This window comes from Bacillus cereus group sp. BfR-BA-01380, from assembly GCF_022663535.1.
In the GTDB taxonomy this organism is placed as follows: Bacteria; Bacillota; Bacilli; order Bacillales; family Bacillaceae_G; genus Bacillus_A; species Bacillus_A cereus_BB.
In genome coordinates this window covers 129217-148384 of record NZ_JAKUFS010000010.1, presented here as the reverse complement: position 1 = coordinate 148384, position 19168 = coordinate 129217, and the positions used below count along the sequence as shown (strand labels likewise).

The window sequence follows — 19168 nt, the reverse complement described above, 5'->3', positions numbered from 1 at the left end:
GCACCTCCGATTTTTATAAAATATTTCGTAAAAATTGTTTCGCGCGCTGATTTGACGGAGCAGTGAAAAATTGTTCTGGAGGTGCATCTTCTACGATTTGTCCGTCATCCATAAAAATAATGCGGTCAGCTACCTCTCGGGCAAATCCCATTTCATGCGTGACTATAATCATTGTCATACCTTCTTTTGCGAGATCTTTCATAACTTGTAGTACTTCTCCGACGAGCTCAGGATCGAGGGCTGATGTAGGTTCATCAAATAACATAATTTTTGGATTCATTGCAAGTGCTCTTGCAATAGCAATACGCTGTTTTTGACCACCTGATAAAAGATCGGGTGTTACGTTCGCTTTATCTTGCAATCCAACTTTTTCTAGTAATTCGTGGGCAATGTTTGTTACTTTTGTTTTATCTAACTTTTTGACGTGAATAGGAGCTTCTATGATGTTTTCTAGTGAGGTCATATGAGGAAATAAATTGAAATGTTGAAAAACCATACCGACATTTTCGCGGACTTTGTTTAAATTTGTATGTTTCGGATGAATTTGTTCGCCCTGCATCGCAATTTTTCCATTATCATACATTTCTAAGAAGTTTAAACAGCGAAGTAATGTGCTTTTTCCTGAACCGCTTGCACCGATTAAGACAACAACTTCTTTTTCTTGTACGTGCAAATTGATGTTTTTTAACACGTTTAAAGATCCAAAGGATTTCGTAAGGTTTTGAACTTGTATCATGCATCCCCCTCCAAAGAAATGTAGGTGTATAAAAATAACTTATTTTTGTTAATTAGTCATAAATCGTCAAATTCCTTTATTTTTGTTAAAAATTTAAGGGGAATACAGATTGTCGTATATAAATAGAAAACAAGAAAAATTGTTATAAAAAGTAAAGATATGAACGTTTCCGCAACATTTGTCGTTGTCTCTTTCAGAAGAAAATTATAGCAAGATATAATAAAGCTATAATATTAGAGGGAGTGTCTTTCATGAAAAAAGAGAAAAGACAACAACTAATTAAGCAATTGGTGAGAGAGAATGAAATAGAAACACAAGAAAAATTGGTAGAGTTGTTAGAGGAACGTGATGTATCTGTTACACAAGCAACGATTTCGCGGGATATTCATGAATTAAATTTAGTAAAGGGAGCTTCTTTAAAAGGACCAGTAATATATAAGATTTTTACAGAAGAGAACCAGCGAGCAGATATACAGCTAAAGAAAAAAATAAGAGAGGTTGTTGTAAAAATCGATTATGTAGAACAACTGACTATTATTAAAACTTTGCCTGGGAATGCTCATGTTATCGGAGCTTTACTAGATTCTTTAGACTGGAAAGAAAAAATAGGATGTATATGTGGGAATGATACATGTCTTATAATTTCTGGGTCAACAGTAGATAGGAAGATTTTAAAAGATAGATTGAATTTGATTATGTAAATACAAGCTAAAAAAACGACATAAAACCATTCTTTTTAGGCGGGCGAGAGTATCTGGCCATGCATAGAAGCGATCTGCTACATGCGAAGTAAAAACAAAGGGAGAAAGCGAGTACAGGATCTTTTTTCTACATAGCAGCAATCTATATGTCGAAAAATCAAAATATATTTATACATATAAATGAGAAGGCTGTTTCTAATGAAAATTAGAACAGTCTTTTTTAATTTATATATACAAGTTGAAAAACGATATAAAACCTCCTTTTCTTTTTAGGGGTGAAGAAAGTATCTGATCGCGCATCGAAATGACTTATATGTCCAAAAGTGAAAATGAATGTATACATAAAGTTTAACCAACCATCAGTGGGGGATGAAAAAAACCCCCACTGATGGAAGTTTCACTTTATCTTTACTGATGGAAAACTCTCACTAATCGGGATTTTTCTTATATGAGATAAAAAATTTTAACTCCAAATAGGAGGCTATTATACAGCTAATATGCGTAATATTTCACCTCATTAGTTAATGATGAGGTGAAATATCTTATAAAAATACAATTACATATAGTTTTTAAAAAATAATATGTGAAATATTCCACTTAATATTGTTAGCGTTTTCACAAATTGATATGTGCATTCTGTTTATTATGTACTTGTAGACATCAAACAAATTTAAAAGGAGGTACAACAAATGAAACATCCGATACATGTTACTTCAGAAATTGGGGAATTACAAACGGTTTTATTAAAACGTCCAGGTAAAGAAGTGGAAAACTTAACGCCAGATTATTTACAACAATTATTATTTGACGATATTCCATATTTACCAATTATTCAACAAGAACATGATTATTTTGCGCAAACATTACGCAATCGGGGTGTGGAAGTTCTTTATTTAGAAACACTAGCAGCTGAGGCGTTAGCTGATAAAAAACTTCGTGAAGAATTTGTTGATCGTATTTTAAAAGAAGGACAAGCAGACGTAAATGGTGCATATCAGAATTTAAAAGAATATTTACTTTCCTTTTCAAATGAAGAAATGGTTCAGAAAATTATGGGTGGCGTACGTAAAAACGAAATTGAAACTAGTAAAAAAACCCACCTGTATGAATTAATGGAAGATCATTATCCATTTTATTTAGATCCAATGCCAAATTTATATTTTACACGTGACCCAGCAGCTAGTATAGGTGGCGGTTTAACAATTAACAAAATGAGAGAACCAGCACGGAGACGTGAATCATTGTTTATGGAATATATCATTAAACATCATCCACGCTTTGCGAGTCACAATGTACCAGTTTGGTTAGATCGTGACTATGATTTCCCAATTGAAGGCGGCGATGAGCTTATCTTAAATGAAGAAACAATTGCGATTGGCGTATCAGCTAGATCATCGGCTAAAGCGATTGAACGATTAGCAAAAAATTTATTTAGTCGTCAAAATAAAATTAAGAAAGTACTAGCAATAGAGATTCCAAAATGTCGTGCATTTATGCATTTAGATACAGTATTTACAATGGTTGATTATGATAAATTTACAATTCATCCAGCTATTCAAGATCCAAAAGGAAATATGAATATTTATATTTTGGAAAAAGGAGAGAGTGAAGAAGTTCTCAAAATCACACATCGTACTTCTTTAACTGAGGCTTTAAAAGAAGTGTTAGGTTTGAGCGAATTGGTTCTTATTCCTTGCGGAGGAGGAGATGCGATTGCTTCTGCGCGTGAACAATGGAACGATGGATCTAATACATTAGCAATTGCACCGGGAGTAGTTGTTACATATGATCGCAACTATGTATCCAATGCTTTATTAAGAGAGCATGGTATAGAGGTTGTGGAAGTATTAAGTTCGGAATTGTCTCGCGGTCGTGGGGGCCCACGTTGCATGAGTATGCCGATTGTTCGAAAAGATATCTAAGCTAAATATAAGAGAAAGTAGGGACGAATGATGATGATGACAAAACCAAACTTAAAAGGAAGAAGTTTTCTTGCTGAAAAAGATTTTACAGAGGAAGAATTATTATATCTTATTGATTTAGCGGCAGAGCTAAAAGAGAAAAAGAAAAATGGTATCCCGCATCATTATTTAGAAGGTAAAAATGTTGCCCTTTTATTTGAAAAAACTTCAACTCGTACCCGTTGTGCATTTACAGTGGCTTGTACGGATTTAGGGGCAAGTCCTGAATACCTAGGTAAAAATGATATTCAGCTTGGGAAGAAAGAATCTGTTGAAGATACAGCAAAAGTGTTAGGACGTATGTTTGACGGTATTGAATTCCGCGGATTTTCACATGCAACAGTAGAATCTCTAGCAAATAATTCAGGTGTACCAGTATGGAACGGCCTAACAGATATGTGGCATCCAACACAAACACTTGCAGATTTGTTAACAGTAAAAGAGCACCTCGGAAAATTAAAGGATATTAAGCTCGTCTATGTTGGAGATGGACGTAATAATGTGGCGAATAGCTTGTTAGTTGGCGGTTCGATGGTAGGAATGGAAGTACGCATTTGTACCCCAGAATCATTATTCCCAGCACAGGAAATCGTTGATACCGCTAAAAAATATAGTGACCGGGTAATGGTAACGAGCAACGTGGAAGAAGCTGTTGCAGGTGCCGATGTTATTTATACAGACGTATGGGTATCTATGGGAGAAGAAGATAAATTTGCTGAACGTATTGAACTTCTTACTCCATATCAAGTGAACATGGAAATGATTAAAAAGACTGGAAATGAAAATATGATTTTCTTACATTGTTTACCTGCATTTCATGATGTAGAAACATTGTACGGAGAGGAAATATATGAAAAGTATGGCATAAAAGAAATGGAGGTAAGTGACGAAGTATTCCGTAGTAAACATTCAAAAGTATTTGATCAAGCGGAAAATAGAATGCATACAATTAAAGCGGTTATGGCAGCTACTTTAGGAAATATGGAATAAAGAAGGAGGAGATTCCTCCTTCTTTATCCCTCTATTGATAGAAGTTTCACTTTATTCCTATCTGATAAAAGAGAGGTGAGTGTAATGGGTGAAGAAAAGAAATTAGGACTGTTTACTTTGACCGCTCTTGTTGTAGGCTCTATGATCGGCGGCGGAGCATTTAACTTAGCAAGTGATATGGCAAAGGGTGCAGGCGCGGGTGCAATTATTATTGGTTGGATTATAACAGGTATCGGAATGGTTTCCCTTGGATTATCGTTTCAAAATTTAACAGTGAAAAGACCGGATTTAGATGGTGGGATTTTTAGTTATGCAAAAGCTGGATTCGGTAATTTTATGGGGTTTAATAGTGCCTGGGGGTACTGGTTATCCGCTTGGCTCGGAAATGTAGCTTACGGTACGTTATTATTTGCTTCACTAGGTTATTTTTTTCCGGTTTTTGAAGGTGGACAAAATGTCGCATCGATTATTGGAGCGAGTATATTACTCTGGTGTGTTCATATGATGATTTTACGCGGTGTACACTCAGCGGCACTTGTAAATTTAGTAACAACAATTGCAAAGTTAGTACCTGTCTTTGTATTTATTGTTGTAGGGATATTCGCTTTTCATATTGATATTTTCTTAGATGGATTTTGGGGCCAAGGTGCTACTTTTTCTTGGGCGGATGTAGGAAGTCAAGTTAAAAGTACAATGCTTGTTACACTTTGGGTATTTATTGGGGTAGAAGGAGCTGTAGTTCTATCAAGTCGTGCAAAAAGTCGAAGTGATGTTGGGAAAGCAACTGTTATTGGATTAATAGGGACTCTCATTATTTACATTCTCTTAACATTATTATCATTAGGGATTATGAAGCAGGCTGATGTTGCAAATTTAAAAAGTCCAGCAATGGCATATTTATTTGAAAGTGTTGTCGGAAAATGGGGGGCCATCTTTATTAATTTAGGTCTAATTATTTCTGTATTAGGTGCTTGGTTAGGATGGACGTTACTAGCATCTGAAATTCCTTACTTGGCTGCGAAAGACGGCGTATTTCCAAAATGGTTTGGGAAGGAAAATAAAAATAAAGCTCCTGTTAATTCATTATGGTTAACAAATGGTCTGATTCAAATCTTCTTGCTGACATTTGTTGTTTCAGATCAAGCTTATCATTTTGCATTTTCGCTCGCTTCTTCAGCAATTTTAATTCCATATGCTTTTTCAGCATTTTATCAATTTAAGTATAGTTTACAGTCTCAAGAGAAAGATCGTACAAAAAATATTGTCATTGGTTTAGTTGCGAGTATGTATGGGATTTGGTTAATTTATGCAGCAGGTTTAAGTTATTTATTGCTGACTATGACACTATATGCACCAGGGATTTTTATCTTTTACAAAGTTCAAAAGCAAACAAATCCAAAACAAATATTTACTCGTGTCGAGCTTATTTCTTCGATAGTCATTGGAGCTTTAGCACTGGTTGCAATTTATCAATTGGCAACAGGTAATATTACTCTTTAGAAACTCTTATGAAAAGGAATTGGAGGGTTAACAGATGACAAGAAAAAAAATCGTTGTTGCATTGGGAGGAAATGCAATCCAATCAGGAGATGCTACTGCAAAGGCACAACAAGAAGCATTAGAAAGAACAGCAGAACAATTGGTTGCCATTATCGAAAATAATGTAGATGTTGTCATTGCACATGGAAATGGTCCGCAAGTAGGTAACATTTTATTACAGCAAAAAGCAGCAGAAACGGAAAAAACACCTGCCATGCCACTAGATACTTGCGGTGCAATGAGTCAAGGGATGATCGGATACTGGATGGAAAATGCAATTGAAAAGGCTTTGAAAAAGCGCAATATAGAAAAAGATGTCGTAACGGTGATCACTCGTGTCGAGGTGGATGAAAAGGATGAGGCGTTCCAAAATCCAACAAAACCAATTGGTCCCTTTTATACAGAGGAAGATGCCCGGAAGTTAATGGAGACAACAAAAGCTACATTTAAAGAAGATGCAGGACGTGGATGGCGGCGTGTTGTACCATCGCCAAAACCGGTAAGCATTCATGAACATAAAGTGATTAATGCATTAGTGGAGGATGGTGATATTGTCATTGCTGTTGGAGGCGGAGGCATTCCAGTTATTGATTCGAAAGATGGATTAATAGGAACAGAGGCTGTTATAGATAAAGACTTTGCTGCTCAAAAATTAGCTGAATTAGTAGATGCTGATATTCTCGTTATTTTAACTGCAGTTGATTATGTGTATGTAAACTTCAATACACCAAATCAGAAGAAACTAGAGAATGTTACAGTTAATGAACTAGAGCAATATATACAGGAAAATCAATTTGCAGCTGGAAGTATGCTTCCGAAAATTCAAGCAGCTATTGATTTTGTGGATGCAGATCCAAAACGAAAAACAATTATTACTTCATTGGAAAAAGTATATGCAGCGTTAGAAGAGAATGCGGGTACCATCATTTCTAAGTAAGATATATAACTAGTAGTTAGATGATAAAAAGAATGAAGTGCTGTGCTTCATTCTTTTTATGTATGAATGCAAAGTAAGTTCATAAAGTATTCATTATAAAAAAAAAATTCAGCAATTAGATATGATAAAATGATTTTTGAAGGCGCTTTCAATATGTTTCTTTATGACTTAACCCACAGTAATCCCCCAATGATGTAGAAAGAGAGAGGACGTTCTATGCAAAGACGAAACATAGTTAAAGACTTAAAGCAATTTGAATTATTTGCTGATCTAACAGATAAGAAATTGAAGAGTTTAGCAGAGCTTGTTTATTGGCGGACCTATAAAAAAGGGCAATTTCTATTTTTAGAGGGTGATTCAAGAGATAGAATTTATCTTATGTTAGACGGATTTGTAAAATTAGAGCGAGCCAATCAAAGTGGGAATTTATTATATGAAGATTACATAAAGCGTTTTTCTATTTTTCCCTATTGTGGTATGTTTACAGACAAGTCATATAATTATACAGCTATAGCAATGACGGATGTTGATGTATACTATATTCCCACCTTTGTTTTTGAGGATATGGTGAAATCAAATCATAAGCAGCTCATGTATGTTGTTCAGGAATTGTCTTCTTTATTGAAAGTAAATGAAAGACGCGTCCAAAATATTACAATTCCAAACGCCCAAGATCGTGTCATACAGACATTAAGTTATTTGATGGAAGATCTAGGGGAAGAAGCTGGAGAAGATATTTTAATTTCGTGTCCTCTTACAACAATTGAAATTTCTAAAATATCTGGGACGTCTCGTGAAACGGTTAGTGGCGTATTAAAGCAACTAAAAAATGATTGTATTGTGACAGTTCTAGATAAAAAAATTACAATACATGATCCGACTTATTTTGAAGAAGTCTCTATGTAAAAACAAAATAATCGATAGTAGGAAAAGTACAAAGAAGATATTAGTAACAATTTTAATTGTTATCTTCCTTTTCTCATTTTCTAGAATTAAAGTTCTTTATATGTTTATAAAGGGCTTTTTCGTGTTGTTAAATATAAAGATTATATATTACTGTGCTAACAAGCGGGATAAAAGTTTCACTTTGTTTAAGACTAATCATACATATATGTAAATACAAATTGCAAACTCGACATAAAACCCTCTTTCTTTTAGGTGGGCAAGGGCATCTAGCCATGCATAGCAGTGGTTTATATGTCAAAAAATTAAAATGGATTTTATGTAGATTAACGAGAAAAATAGAAGACTTGTTTTTTTAGAAGGGTTTTTTGTAAAAGTGTAAAAAATATGGTTGCAAACTCTTTATATTTTGTTATGATAGTGTTACGAAAACGTTTGCATAACATTGTGCAAAAGGAGAGAAGAGATTATGAACAAAACGTGGTGGAAAGAAGCTGTAGCTTATCAAATTTATCCGCGCAGTTTTATGGATTCAAACGGTGATGGAATTGGTGATTTACAAGGTATTATTTCAAAATTAGACTATTTAAAAGATCTAGGTATTGATGTGATTTGGATTTGCCCAATGTATAAATCACCGAACGATGATAATGGCTATGATATTAGTGATTATCAAGATATTATGGACGAATTTGGTACAATGGCTGATTTTGATGAATTGTTAGCTGAAGTGCATAAACGTGATATGAAGCTTATTATTGATTTAGTTATTAATCATACAAGTGATGAGCATCCATGGTTCATTGAATCACGTTCTTCCAAAGATAATCCAAAGCGTGATTGGTATATTTGGCACGATGGAAAAAATGGGAAAGAACCGAATAACTGGGAAAGTATTTTTAATGGATCTGCTTGGGAGTATGATGAAGTAACGGACCAATATTACTTACATCTGTTCTCACGTAAGCAACCAGATTTAAACTGGGAAAACGAAGAAGTGCGCAAGACATTGTATGACACGGTGAACTGGTGGCTTGATAAAGGCATTGATGGCTTCCGTGTTGATGCGATTAGTCATATTAAGAAGGAAGATGGATTAAAGGATATGCCGAATCCGAAAGGGTTAAAGTATGTGCCTTCTTTCGATAAACATATGAATGTGAATGGCATTCAGCCGCTTTTAGAAGAGTTAAAAGAAAACACGTTTGCTAAGTATGATATTATGACTGTTGGCGAAGCAAATGGTGTAAAAATTGAAGATGCTGATCTTTGGGTTGGAGAAGAACAAGGGAAGTTTAATATGGTATTCCAATTTGAGCATTTAAGCTTATGGGATGCAGAAAAGAAAAAAGAACTCGATGTTGTAGGCCTTAAAAAAGTGTTAACGAAATGGCAAAAAGGTTTAGAAAATAAAGGTTGGAATGCGCTGTATATTGAAAATCATGATAAGCCTCGTATTGTCTCTACTTGGGGCGATGATAAACAATATTGGCGCGAAAGTGCAACAGCTTTAGGGGCAATGTATTTCTTTATGCAGGGCACACCGTTCATTTATCAAGGTCAAGAAATCGGGATGACGAATGTTCAGTTCCCGCGTATTGAAGATTATGACGATGTGGCGATCAAGAACTTATATCGTCAAAAGATTGAAGAGGGGGTACCTCATCAAGAAATTATGGAGATTATTTGGGCATCTTGCCGGGATAACTCACGTACACCGATGCAATGGAGTAATGAAGAAAATGCTGGTTTTACAACAGGTACGCCTTGGTTTGGAATGAATCCAAATTATAACGAAATTAATGTAGACGTGCAGCAAAAAGACGCAAATTCTATTTTAAATTTCTATAAAAAGATGGTTGTACTGAAAAAAGAACATGAAGTGTTTACGTATGGGACGTACGATTTACTTTTAGAAGATCATCCGCAAATTTATGTGTATACACGTACGTTAAATGATGAAAAAGTTGTTGTAATTAGTAATGTATCAAAGAGTGAAGCTGTATATGATGAGACTGCATTCGAGCTAGAATGCAATCGTTTGCTTTTAAATAACTATGAAGTAGAAGAGCATGATGCAGTGACAACAATTACTTTAAAACCATATGAAACAAGGGTTTATCGTATTTGTTAATAAAAAAGATGCTTATATAGCATCTTTTTTTATATAAAAATTTGTGTTTTTTATAAAATTGTTATTGCAATGTGAAAACGCTTTTATTAAAATGGATTTATGAAAACGATTGCGTAAATTTGTTTTCGTAAGGGGATAAGCAATTATTATTTATACATGAGAGATTGTAATTTAGAAAGAGGAGGAACAAAGAAATGAAGAAGCTTGCGTCTTTTGATTTTTGGCAAAAGTTTGGAAAAGCTTTATTAGTAGTAGTTGCGGTTATGCCGGCTGCTGGTTTAATGATTTCCATTGGTAAACTAATTGGTATGTCTGCTGGTGATGTAACTGCAGTACAAACAATTGCTAGAGTTATGGAAGATATCGGTTGGGCAATTATTACAAACTTACACATTTTATTCGCTGTAGCAATTGGGGGATCTTGGGCAAAGGACCGTGCAGGCGGTGCATTTGCAGCCTTGCTAGCATTCATATTAACAAACCGAATTACAGGAGCAATTTTTGGTGTAAACGCTGTAATGTTAGTTGATTCAAAAGCGAAAGTCTCTTCCCTATTAGCGGGAAATTTACTTGTAAAAGATTACTTTACTTCTGTTCTTGGTGCACCAGCACTTAACATGGGAGTATTCGTAGGTATTATTTCAGGTTTCTTAGGAGCTACGCTATACAATAAATATTATAACTATAATAAATTACCACAAGCATTAGCATTTTTTAATGGAAAACGTTTTGTACCATTCGTAGTAATCGTTGGTTCTACAATCACTGCTATTATTTTATCGTTAGTATGGCCGTTCATTCAAAGTGGATTAAACGAATTTGGACGTTGGATTGCAACTTCAAAGGATAGCGCACCAATTCTTGCACCATTTGTATATGGAACGCTAGAACGTTTATTATTACCATTTGGATTACACCATATGTTAACGATTCCGATGAACTATACAGCGCTTGGCGGCTCGTACACAATATTAACAGGTGCCAAGGCAGGACAAATTGTTGCGGGACAAGATCCATTATGGCTTGCATGGATTACAGACTTAAATAACTTATTAGCTAAGGGTGATATGAAAGCATATCATGATTTATTAAACAATGTTGTTCCAGCACGTTTTAAAGTAGGACAAGTTATCGGTTCAACTGCATCTTTAATTGGTATCGCATTTGCGATGTACCGTAACGTAGATGTAGAAAAACGTCATAAATATAAACCAATGTTCTTCTCAGCAGCATTAGCAGTATTTTTAACTGGGGTTACAGAGCCAATTGAGTTTATGTTCATGTTTATCGCACCAGTATTGTATGTTGTGTATGCAATTACAACAGGTTTGGCATTCGCATTAGCAGATTTAATTCACTTACGTATTCATGCGTTTGGTTTTATTGAGTTATTAACTCGTACACCAATGATTATAAAAGGTGGATTAACGGGAGACCTAATTAACTTTGTTGTTGTATCAGCTATCTTCTTTGGAGTTAACTTTGCAATCTTCAACTTCTTAATTAAAAAGTTCAACTTACCAACACCAGGACGTGCTGGTAACTACATTGAGAATGAAGATGGAGCTGAAGAAGTAGCGGCAAATGTAAAAGAAGGTTCATTAGCAACAGCAGTTATCGAGTTGCTAGGTGGAAAAGAAAACATTGTAGATGTAGATGCTTGTATGACACGTTTACGTGTAACAGTAAAAGACTTAAATAACGTTGCGCAAGAAGCACAGTGGAAGAAGAACGGAGCACTTGGATTAATTGTGAAAGATAAAGGTGTACAAGCTGTGTACGGTCCAAAAGCTGACGTATTAAAGTCAGATATTCAAGATATTTTAGGTATATAAGAAATGAAATTATTAACATTAAATTGCCATTCGTGGCAAGAAGATGAGCAACTTGCAAAGATTCATTATTTAGCAAAGACAATTCAAGAAAATGACTATGACGTCATAGCATTGCAAGAGGTAAGTCAGTCAATTGCAGCAAAAAATGTATGCGGTAACATGAAAGAAAATAATTTTGTACGCTTATTACAAGCGGAATTAGAAAAACTTGGAGCCGCAAAATATGACGTTGTATGGGACTTTGCTCATATTGGATATGATGTGTATGAAGAAGGCTTAGCAATTTTAACAAAGCATTCTATTACAAAGAGTGATTCATTTTTCATATCAGACAGTACAGATACAACGTACTGGAAAACACGGAAAATTGTAAGTGTAACAATTTCTTATTACAATCAGCCGGTGACAATTTATTCCTGTCACCTTGGCTGGTGGAATGATGAAGAAGAACCATTTAAGAAGCAAGTAGATTATTTACTGCATCGTGTAGATAATGATGAATTGTCGTTCTTAATGGGGGACTTCAACAATAATGCACGCATACAAAATGAGGGATATGATTATCTCATAGAAAAGGGTTTATACGACACGTATGAATTAGCTGAAAGAAAAGACGAAGGCACGACTGTACAAGGTAAGATTGCTGGATGGGATGAGAATAAGAAGAATTTACGTATCGATCTTATTTTAAGCAATCAACCTGTACAAGTTACTTATTCCACAGTGATTTTTAATGGCATAAACCGAGAAGTAATATCAGATCATTTTGGTGTCGAGGCTCAAATTAATGTGTAATAAAAAGGCAACCGCCGTACAAAATACGGATTGGTTGCTTTTTTTATTGCATGTAATATATAATCTTCATTATTGAACAAAAAACCAAAATGGTCATTTTGTTTGTATATTTAATTGAAACTATCATATAATGATGTATACAGTTTCTTAGGAACGTATAGATGATTTCAGTTAAATTTTTCCAGAAACAGTGTTGTAATGGCGAAATGCATGTATGAATTTGGAAAAAAGAAAAAACATATAATTAGGTGATTAATAATATGAAACAAATATGGCGTATTTATACGACAGACATACGGAATGTCGCAAAACATTGGGCTGCAATTGTTATCATAATAGGCCTTACAATTTTACCATCGCTCTATGCGTGGTTTAATATTGAAGCCTCGTGGGACCCTTATGGGAGTACGAAAGATGTTCCAATTGCAATATCTAATGAAGACAAAGGTGCAAATTTACGAGGGAAAGACATTAACATAGGGAAAGAAGTTGTGAATTCCCTAAAAAACAATAAAAACCTCGGCTGGAAGTTCGTTGATGAGAAGAAAGCAATACATGGTGTGAAGCATGGTGAATATTATGCAAGTATTACCATTCCAAAAGATTTCTCAGAAAAAATTGCAACAGTATTGGATGATAATCCGAAAAAACCAGAGATTCAATATTACGTGAATGAAAAGGTAAATGCCATTGCACCAAAGATTACTTCAAAAGGTGCGTCTGGTATTGTTGAAGAAATAGGCAAAAATTTCGTCAAAACAGCAAATGGTGAGATTTTTAAAATCTTTAATGAACTTGGAATCGATTTAGAAACAAACTTACCAAGTATTGAAAAGGTAAAGGACCTTGTTTTTAAATTAGAAACGCAGTTCCCGGAAATTAACAAAATTGTGGATACAGCATTAACAGATGCTGGTACAGCGCAGGATCTTGTAACGACAGCGCAAGATACGATGCCAAAGATTGAAAGCATCATTCATGATAGTCAGCAGATGACGAAGGATGTAGATACGTTCTTTGCAGCCAATGATCAAACGTTGGAAGAGGCGCCGGCAGCAATTAAGAGGGACTTAACGTATGCGAAAACAGCTGCAGATAGTACGGCGCAGATTACGGATTACTTAAAAGATCCATTGGCAAATGTGAACAAGGAAACGATTAAGGATCAGATAAAATCCTTACAAAATACAGCAAATGGAGTAAAGGAAGTTTCACAAAAGATTCCTGGTTATACAGATAAGGCAAGAGAAGTTTTAAATAAAGCACCAACTGCGGAAGAACTCAAACCGATTGTTGAAGGAATGGAGCAATTATCTACAGGAGCTATCGATCTGATTGATTTAGCTATTAAATCCTTACAGGGTTCTAATCAACCTAATAAAGATGAAGGTGTGAAAAAATTAGAGGACCTTAAAATCACACTTAATAAAATCAATGATAAGGCAAAAGTAGTAACAGAAGTAGCGACAGAAGCAGCGAACGATCTCAATAAGAATAAGCCGGCCATTGAAGATTTATTAAATCAAATCGATAGTTTAGCAAAAGATGTTGAAAAAGGCTCAAATAATTTTATTAATGGTACAAATGATTTAATAAATAAAGTTGATAATGGTATAGGTGGTAACGTAAATCTAGAACCGGCAAAACAAGGACTATACGACGCTCAATCACAGCTTCAAAAGGGAATTAATCTGATTGACGGAATTATTCCTGTGTTAAATGATGTGGATAAACTTGCTGGTCATGCAGGGAAAACAACAAACATTCCTGATATTGTAGCGAAATTAAATGATGCAAAAGGAGATATGCAAAAGGGGATTAATGGAACGAATAAGGCTCTTGATGCTATTAATAAAGGACAACAACCTACAAAAGATCTTGTAGAAAGTTTAAATTCCCTATCTAAAGATGCATCAACAGCATTAGGTGATATATTAGCACGATATGACTCTGAGATTGTCCCAAATTTCAATGATGCAATTGCTCAAACGAAAAAAATAAACAAAAATGCGGCAGATGTTTTAAACACAGCGAATGAAAAGCTGCCTGATGTGAAAAAAGTGCTAGAGGATGCATCAAAAGGGTTAGCTCTCGGCAAAGAAGACGTAACGAAAATAAAAGCGGAACTTCCTGAAGCTGAGAAGAAAATTAAAGAAATTGCTAATAAAATTCGCGAATTTGAATCACAAGAAGATTTAAAGGATATTATTCGTTTGTTAAAGCATGATGTAGAAAAACAAAGTGATTATTTCGCAAATCCAGTCAACTTAAAAGAGAATAAATTATTCCCACTTCCAAACTACGGTTCAGCAATGTCACCGTTCTATACAGTGCTAGCGTTATGGGTAGGGGCATTACTGATGGTGTCATTATTAACAGTAGAAGTACATGAGGAAGATGCGGAGTATAAAAGTTATCACATTTACTTCGGACGTTTCTTAACATTCTTAACGATTGGTCTTGCACAGGCATTTATCGTAGCAATGGGTGATATGTTCATATTAGGCACTTATGTGGTTGATAAATTCTGGTTTGTCCTATTTAGCATGCTAATTGCTGGAGTGTTCGTTTGTATCGTATACTCACTTGTTTCTGTATTTGGAAACATCGGTAAATCCATGGCAATCGTGTTACTTGTATTACAAGTTGCTGGTTCAGGTGGAACATTCCCAATTCAAATGACGCCAAAATTCTTCCAAGCGCTTTATCCATTCCTGCCATTCACGTATGCAATTCGTATTATTCGTGAGACAGTTGGCGGTATGCTTTGGGATATTGTATGGAAAGACCTTCTCGTATTGTGCATATGGGTCGGGATTATGCTCGTTATTGCATTGCTCCTGAAAAAGCCAATTAATAAGTCGAGTGAAAAGTTTGTAGAAAGCGCAAAAGGAAGTAAGTTGATTCATTAATTAATAACAAAAGGTTCTTGCCAATTGGTAGGAACCTTTTGTTATTAAGATGTAGTTTATGAAAAAACGATAAAAAAGCATTTTTTTAAATGGTCGAGAGGGACTGGCTGTGCATAGGAGCGGTCAGAGCCTTTTTCTGCCACATGCAAGGGTAAAACAAAGGGAGAAAGCAAGTAGCGGTCATGTTTTATTGCATAGCAGCAATTTATATGTTGAAAATCAAAATCAGTTTATATGAAGTGAAATTTCTAGTATGTTCAGTGTGCCGAAGCGCCGATATATTTTAAAAAGCGGTCGATATATTACAAAAAGCGCTGATATATTACCAGGCATGGAAAAAGGAGTTGGCAAGCCAACTCCTTTAATCAAATTTCAACTTTTTTAATGCTTCTGCTAATGCATTATTCAGAGGTTCTTCTTGCTGTTGTTGCTGTTTCATGTATTTTTGAACGGCACGTTTATCTGCTTTGTTACCTGATTCTTTTTTACGACGTTCTTGGAATGAAGAAAGCTTCTCACGATAGCCGCATTTACATGCGAAGATTTGGCCTTCTCCTTCACCGCGAAGTTCTAGTTTTTTCTTACATTGAGGGCAGCGTGCGTTTGTCGTGCGGGATACATTTTTGCGATGACCGCATTCACGATCTTGGCATACAAGCATTTTTCCTTTTTTACCGTTTACTTCTAGCATTGGTTTGCCGCAGTCTGGGCAAGTTTTTGTGGAAATGTTGTCGTGCTTATATTTTTTATCGCTCGATTTAATTTCAGAAACAATTTCTTTTGTGTAGTTTTTCATTTCTGAAATGAATACTTCTTTTTTCAATTTGCCTTTCGCAATTGCCTCAAGTTTTTGCTCCCACTCAGCAGTTAGTGTAGGGGATTTTAACTCTTCTGGTACTAAATCAAGTAACTGACGGCCTTTTGATGTAATGTGAATGTCTTTGCCGCGCTTTTCAATTAAGAACGAATTGAACAATTTATCAATAATGTCAGCACGCGTAGCAACTGTACCGAGTCCGCCTGTTGACTTTAATGTGTCTGCAAGCTGTTTATTTTGCGTATCCATATATTTTGTTGGGTTTTCCATTGCTGAAAGTAATGTTGCTTCATTAAAGCGTGCCGGTGGCTTTGTTTGACCTGATGTCCCTGCAATTAGTTTCACGTTTAATGTATCACCTTTTTCGATGCGAGGTAAAATTTGTTCTTTTAAATCGTCTACTGCATCGTCATCTTCAAAGCGATTTTCATATACTTCTTTCCAGCCAGAATTCACAATTGTTTTGCCGCGTGCGACGAAGTTTTCATCACCGATCTTTGCACGTAATGTTAGTTGCTCGTATTCGAACGCTGGGAATAAAACTGCTAAGAAACGTTTTACAACTAAATTGTAAATTTTGCGTTCCTTATCTGTGAACGCTGAGAAGTTTACATAACTTTCTGTTGGAATGATGGCATGGTGATCACTTACTTTATTATCATCAACAAAGGATTTGGAAACTTTGATTGGTCTCGTTAAGACTTTATTAGCTAAAGAACGATACTCACCTACTCCGCAGGCTTTCAGACGTTCTGGAAGTGTTCCAACGATGTCAGATGAGATATAACGCGAATCTGTACGCGGATATGTTAATACTTTGTGCTGTTCATACAGTTTCTGCATAATATTTAACGTTTCTTTTGCAGAATAACCAAAAATTTTATTTGCATCACGTTGCAGCTCTGTTAAGTCATAAAGACCAGGAGCAAACGACTTCTTAGGTTTTTTCTCAATTTCCACTACAATCGCATTTTGGTTTCCTAGTTTTTTCACAATCGCATCGATTTTTTCTTTATCAAAATTGCGGCTATTACCTTTTGCATCTTGCCAAGTGAGTTTTAACTTCTCGGTTGTTTGTGCTTCGATACCGTAGTATGTTTGTGCTTTGAAGTTTTTAATTTCATCCTCACGTCCTGCAATGATCGCTACAGTAGGTGTTTGTACACGACCGCAATTTAATTGTGCATTGAATCTTGTAGTTAATGCACGTGTTGCGTTAAGACCGATATACCAGTCAGCTTCCGAACGAGCAACAGCTGAAGCATATAAGTTGTCGTATGCTTTCCCAGGCTTCAAGTTTGCAAAGCCATCTTTGATCGCTTTATCAGTAACAGATGAAATCCAGAGACGTTTAATCGGTTTATTAATTCTAACTTTATCAATGATCCAACGAGCTACTAATTCACCTTCGCGACCAGCGTCTGTAGCTACGATAATTTCATTTACATCATTTCGAGTCAGTTGACTTTTCACCGCATTAAATTGCTTACCAGTTTGCTTAATCACGGTTAATTTTAAGCGTTCTGGCAGCATTGGGAGGTCTTCAAGATTCCATGTTTTATACTTCACATCATAACTTTCTGGGTCTGCTAATGTAACGAGGTGCCCTAAAGCCCACGTAACAATATATTTACTGCCCTCAATGTAACCATTTCCTTTTTTATCGCACTTCAATACACGTGCAATATCACGTGCAACAGAAGGTTTCTCAGCAATTACAATACTTTTTACCATATTTCAAACATCCTTTCAATTTCCGTAAGTTAACTATAGCATACATCTTTAAATTTCCGGCATATAAGTCGCTGCTATGCATGACCAGTTGCTCTCGCCTACCGAAAAAAGGGGTTTTTATATCTTTTTTTCAACTTGTTATTTCAACAGAATCGGAGTAGACTCTGAAGTAAATGAATAAGAAAACACATGGGAGTTTGTGGATGCAAACTGAGAGTACGGCTAATCCGTCGTTGACCATTTGAACCTGTTGGGTAATGCCAGCGTAGGGAGAGTGTAGAAAGCACATTATGAAGACACTTTGCATGCGCAAAAGTGTCTTTTTTGCTATATCTCCCATTATAAAGAAGGAGAGATACATATGAAAATGAAAGAAATTGCACAAGTAGTTGAGACAGTACGAGAAAGAAATCCGCTCGTTCATAATATTACAAATGTAGTGGTGACAAACTTTACTGCCAATGGCTTACTAGCATTAGGTGCATCGCCTGTGATGGCGTATGCAAAAGAAGAAGTAGCTGAAATGGCAAGTATTGCTGGAGCGCTCGTTTTAAATATGGGAACACTTCGCCAAGAGGAAGTAGAGGCGATGCTTATGGCTGGGAAATCAGCAAATAAGTATAATGTACCAATTGTATTTGACCCTGTCGGTGCTGGGGCAACTTCGTATCGAACAGAAGTGGCAAGGCATATTCCAAGTGAAGTAAAGCTAGCAATCATCCGTGGCAATGCAGCAGAGATTGCAAATGTTATTGATGAGAGATGGGAGATTAAAGGGGTTGATGCAGGGGGAGGAAATGGTGATGTTGTTTCCATTGCGAAACAAGCAGCCAAGCAGCTAAATACTATCATCGTTATTACTGGAAAAGAAGACGTTATAACAGATGGAGAAAGAATTTTCATTCTTCGTAATGGCCATCCCATTTTAACGAAAGTAACAGGAACGGGTTGTTTATTAACATCCGTTATCGGAGCGTTTACAGCAGTTGAAAAAGATTATGTAAAAGCAGCTGTTGCGGCGGTAACATTTTACGGTGTAGCGGCAGAAATTGCGGCAAGTAAAACAGCTGAACAAGGGCCGGGAAGTTTCCAAATTGAATTTTTAAATCAGTTAGCAAACGCCACTGCAGTAGACGTTGAACAATATGGAAATGTCGAAGAAGTTTGGTAAGAA

13 protein-coding genes and 1 riboswitch are annotated in these 19168 nt (G+C 35.7%); of the genes, 11 read left to right on the top strand and 2 right to left on the bottom strand.

Going from position 1 to position 19168, the window contains the following annotated elements; translation table 11 throughout:
• Window positions 1-13: 13 nt before the first annotated feature.
• Window positions 14-736, bottom strand: coding sequence for an amino acid ABC transporter ATP-binding protein (locus tag MR076_RS11960; RefSeq protein ID WP_242220787.1), 723 nt, complete (start codon window positions 734-736; stop codon window positions 14-16).
• A 251-nt stretch (window positions 737-987) separates the two neighbouring features.
• On the opposite strand from MR076_RS11960, the gene argR reads away from it, so the two are divergent.
• The 10 genes from argR (at window position 988) to MR076_RS11910 (ending at window position 15443) form a co-directional block, all read left to right on the top strand.
• Window positions 988-1437 (top strand): arginine repressor, encoded by a 450-nt coding sequence (gene argR, locus MR076_RS11955; protein WP_242220785.1) that lies wholly within the window; start codon window positions 988-990, stop codon window positions 1435-1437.
• A 689-nt stretch (window positions 1438-2126) separates the two neighbouring features.
• The gene (gene arcA, locus MR076_RS11950; RefSeq protein WP_242220783.1) at window positions 2127-3359 is read left to right on the top strand and encodes an arginine deiminase; all 1233 of its coding nucleotides are present in this window, start codon (window positions 2127-2129) and stop codon (window positions 3357-3359) included.
• Between the two features lie 30 nt (window positions 3360-3389).
• A complete protein-coding gene (gene argF, locus MR076_RS11945) occupies window positions 3390-4388 on the top strand; it encodes an ornithine carbamoyltransferase (RefSeq protein ID WP_242220781.1) in 999 nt (332 codons plus the stop codon).
• Window positions 4389-4472: 84 nt separating this feature from the next.
• A complete protein-coding gene (arcD, locus tag MR076_RS11940; RefSeq protein ID WP_242220779.1) occupies window positions 4473-5888 on the top strand; it encodes an arginine-ornithine antiporter in 1416 nt (471 codons plus the stop codon).
• A 34-nt stretch (window positions 5889-5922) separates the two neighbouring features.
• Window positions 5923-6864, top strand: coding sequence for a carbamate kinase (gene arcC, locus MR076_RS11935; RefSeq protein ID WP_242220777.1), 942 nt, complete (start codon window positions 5923-5925; stop codon window positions 6862-6864).
• A 216-nt stretch (window positions 6865-7080) separates the two neighbouring features.
• A complete protein-coding gene (locus tag MR076_RS11930; RefSeq protein ID WP_242220774.1) occupies window positions 7081-7770 on the top strand; it encodes a Crp/Fnr family transcriptional regulator in 690 nt (229 codons plus the stop codon).
• A 466-nt stretch (window positions 7771-8236) separates the two neighbouring features.
• Window positions 8237-9901 carry a glycoside hydrolase family 13 protein gene (locus MR076_RS11925; RefSeq protein ID WP_242220771.1) on the top strand — a complete coding sequence of 555 codons (1665 nt, stop codon included), beginning with the start codon at window positions 8237-8239 and terminating at the stop codon, window positions 9899-9901.
• A gap of 194 nt (window positions 9902-10095) precedes the next feature.
• Window positions 10096-11736, top strand: coding sequence for a PTS transporter subunit IIBC (locus MR076_RS11920; RefSeq protein ID WP_242220769.1), 1641 nt, complete (start codon window positions 10096-10098; stop codon window positions 11734-11736).
• A gap of 3 nt (window positions 11737-11739) precedes the next feature.
• On the top strand, window positions 11740-12531 hold the full coding sequence (locus MR076_RS11915) for an endonuclease/exonuclease/phosphatase family protein (RefSeq protein ID WP_242220767.1): 792 nt from the start codon (window positions 11740-11742) through the stop codon (window positions 12529-12531).
• A 260-nt stretch (window positions 12532-12791) separates the two neighbouring features.
• On the top strand, window positions 12792-15443 hold the full coding sequence (locus tag MR076_RS11910; RefSeq protein ID WP_242220766.1) for a YhgE/Pip domain-containing protein: 2652 nt from the start codon (window positions 12792-12794) through the stop codon (window positions 15441-15443).
• Between the two features lie 361 nt (window positions 15444-15804).
• Here MR076_RS11910 and MR076_RS11905 read toward each other — a convergent pair whose 3' ends face one another.
• Window positions 15805-17994, bottom strand: a complete 2190-nt coding sequence (locus MR076_RS11905; RefSeq protein ID WP_242220764.1) for a DNA topoisomerase III — start codon at window positions 17992-17994, stop codon at window positions 15805-15807.
• A 179-nt stretch (window positions 17995-18173) separates the two neighbouring features.
• A riboswitch (TPP riboswitch) is annotated at window positions 18174-18285 on the top strand.
• 70 nt (window positions 18286-18355) lie between these two features.
• Here MR076_RS11905 and thiM point away from each other — a divergent pair.
• Complete coding sequence (gene thiM, locus MR076_RS11900; protein WP_242220762.1) at window positions 18356-19165, top strand: hydroxyethylthiazole kinase; 810 nt, start codon at window positions 18356-18358, stop codon at window positions 19163-19165.
• Window positions 19166-19168 lie beyond the last annotated feature (3 nt).